The 2,842-nt window shown below is 62.1% G+C and carries 2 protein-coding genes; both read right to left on the bottom strand.

Annotation, left to right across the window (positions count from 1 at the left end):
• Positions 1 to 177: 177 nt before the first annotated feature.
• Positions 178 to 1,338 carry a carotenoid 1,2-hydratase gene (locus tag Q0C48_RS13290; RefSeq protein ID WP_291525130.1) on the bottom strand — a complete coding sequence of 387 codons (1,161 nt, stop codon included), beginning with the start codon at positions 1,336 to 1,338 and terminating at the stop codon, positions 178 to 180.
• Positions 1,328 to 2,842, bottom strand: a 1,515-nt coding sequence (locus tag Q0C48_RS13285) for an ABC transporter permease (RefSeq protein WP_291525129.1), incomplete at its 5' end; no start/stop codon positions are given. The genes Q0C48_RS13285 and Q0C48_RS13290, both read right to left, overlap by 11 nt.

The following is a 2,842-nucleotide window of genomic DNA, read 5'->3' as shown; positions in this document are numbered from 1 at the left end:
CCCGGCTGGCGGCCAGCGCCTGCTGTCCGGCAATGTCGATTTCCGGCAGGAGAATCTGGCGCGCATAACGCAGCAACGCAGCGTCGTCGAGGGCGTCAGTCATTGTTGTTGCAGCGGCAGACGGGAGCTTTCGTTGGGCATGTCATCAGTGTAGCAACGCGGAGGGGATTGCTCCAGTTACGGAGTGCTTCGCCGATGGCCCAGGGCCAGACGACCGCCATAGCCGGTGAGTTCCAGATAGCCTTTCCCTACGGTCTGCTGGCCCGTCATGGCGCGCACGGCGCCTTCCCAGTAGACGGTGCCGCTGCTGCGGCTGGCGTCGAATTCCTGATTGTCCATGAGCGGAACGACAGCGAGATGCATGCTTCCCACCTGCATCTGCCAGCGTACAGGGTAACGTATGCCGGTTTGCGGCGACCGCCACCAGCCAGTAGGCCGCATGCGGATGTCTTTGGCCGGAATGTAGTGTACCTGGCCCTGCGCATTACGCTCTGTGCCAGCCAGCCAGAAGGGCGCACCGTCGGCGCGGCGCATCATGAAGACCATGAGGGCACCGCCATCCTGCAGATTGATCCCCAGCCAATCCCAGCCGACGGCCTTTTTGGGCAGATACGCCGCCGACCATTCGTGATCCAGCCACGCCTCCCCGCTGACCAGCTCGCGCTGTCCTTTGATGTCCACCGTCCCGCTGACCTTTAGGTGAGGAAGGCTGTAGTAGTAGCTGGCATTCTTCGGGTCTGGACCCTTCCGGCTGATGCCCTGGAGACCTTCGAGTATCACGGGTTGGGTTGGCGTGAATCGCAGTCGATAACGGATTCTTTTGCCGTTGATACGTGTCTCGTAATCCTGCCCCTGCTGGCGCAGGTACCAGTGGCGAATCCAGACATCGGTATGGTCTCGGTCCGCCCCTGCTAATCCGAGACCCGCGCGCGCGGTCCGTTGCGCGGTAAGCAGATGCCCGACGCGGGGATCGCTCAGGGCCGCTTCGGCAAAAAGCAGTTCGCGGGGATTGAAGGCGCTGGGGTTCGCCCAAACCTTAGGGGGCCGGACCCGGAAAAAGGTGATCTGAAATCCCAGCGGTTTTCCCGACGCGTTATGCAGCCAACCCGTTACATACCACCATTCAATGGGGAAAGCCGGGTGACTACCCAGGGCGTTGGGGAATTGCATGGGGTATTGCGAGGTGACCTTCACATCCGGCGTGGGCTGTAAAGGCAGGGGCATCCCCGGCAGACTGGATTCGGCCTGCGCTGGTCCATAGAGCCCGCAGCACAGCATCAGAAGACCGGAACATATCCCTTTGCGCAGTAATCCCGACCGTAAATGACTAATCATCATGCAGCACCGCGGAGTTGTGCCGGATCGCCCGCCGCCCGGCCAGCACCATGGTCGCCGTGCTCGCCAGCCAGAGGATGGCACTCAGGGTCAGTAACAGCGGCCAGGACGGACGAAAGCCCATGTGCCAATGGAAAGACTGGGGATTGACCACTTCGATCAGGATGACGCTGATGGCCATCCCCAGCGCGCCGCCGATGAGTATCCCGAGGACTGAAAGAATGCTGCCCTCGGCAAGGAGCAGAGTGAGCAGATCACGCCGCCGCAGACCCAGATGCCGCAGCATGGCGTATTCGTTGCGGCGCATCAGCGTCTGCGCCCCGAAGCCACTGCTCACCCCCAGCAGCCCGATCACCATGGCGACAGCCTCCAGTGCATAGGTGGCTGCAAAGCTCTGGTTGAATATTTGTAGGCTCTGACTGCGAATTTCTTTGGGGGTCGCGACCAATAATTGGCCATCACCGGGCAGTGTCTGCCGCAAGTTGCGGATGGTGGCCGGTATCGCGGCACCAGGACGCAGCCAGAGGGCGACGCCGTTGACGGCATCGTCTCCAGACCATGCGCGGTATTGCTGAATGGGTATGGACACTGACCCCTCCTGATAGGCGTAATCCCGATAAATACCGGCGATGGTCACCGCCCGCTCCTGCCCACCCAGCGGCAGATGGATTACCTGCCCGGCCTGCCAGCGACTGATGCCCGCCAGAATCTCCGAAATCCACACGGGCGGCGGCTGTTGTGGCCCGACCCTGACCGCATGGAGTATCTGCAATTCCCGTTCTGGATCGTTGCTGTTCATGCCCCGCGCGAGAAGCATCACGGGTGGATGTCCCGGCAATAAATTCAGGGTGACTCGCCGCAGGGGTGAGCAGGCGCGGACATTGGGCAGTGCGCACAGCAGATGCGCAGCCCCATGAGGGAGGAATGCGTCCCTATTCATCCCTGCCTGTACATAGAGGTCCGCGCGTAAGATGTCGGTCAGCCAGTTGGCGACCGAGTCGCGGAATGAACCCACCATCACCGCCATGGCCACGACCAGACTAAAGGCCACTACCACTGCAGCCAGGCTTTGCGCCGCCCGCCCCGGCGCGCCCCGCAGTTGTTCCAAGGCCAGACGCCAGACGGGTGCATGGGGCAGGGGAAAGATCCGGGTCAGTCCGCGCAGGAGCGGCGCCAATAAAAAGAGCAGGGCGAAGAGCAGGCAGGCTACCGCGCCGTAGGCCAGATAAGGGATGCCGTGGATGGCCGGAGCTAAAGACCCTGCCAAGGATAGTCCCAAGAGCAGCAGACCTATCCAGGGATGTTGGCGCTGCTGATGGCCTTGTTCTTCTGTGCCGGCACGCAACGCCAGGGCGGGGGTCGCCCGGCTGGTTTCCCAAGCCGGTAAAAAGGCGCCGGTCAGCGCTGCCCCCAAGCCCGCCACGAAAAAGATCAGCATGAGTCCCGGATGCCATTGCAGATGCAAAGCCGTGGCACTGAAATACCCCGCCCCGAGGTCGCCACCCAT

The sequence above is a fragment of the Acidithiobacillus sp. genome (assembly GCF_023255755.1).
GTDB lineage: Bacteria > Pseudomonadota > Gammaproteobacteria > Acidithiobacillales > Acidithiobacillaceae > Acidithiobacillus.
This window is presented reverse-complemented; position numbering and strand designations above follow the sequence as displayed.

Excerpts from the sequence above, each read along its gene's own strand:
- Q0C48_RS13290 (WP_291525130.1), bottom strand. The coding sequence starts at position 1,338 with ATGATGATTAGTCATTTACGGTCGGGATTACTGCGCAAAGGGATATGT.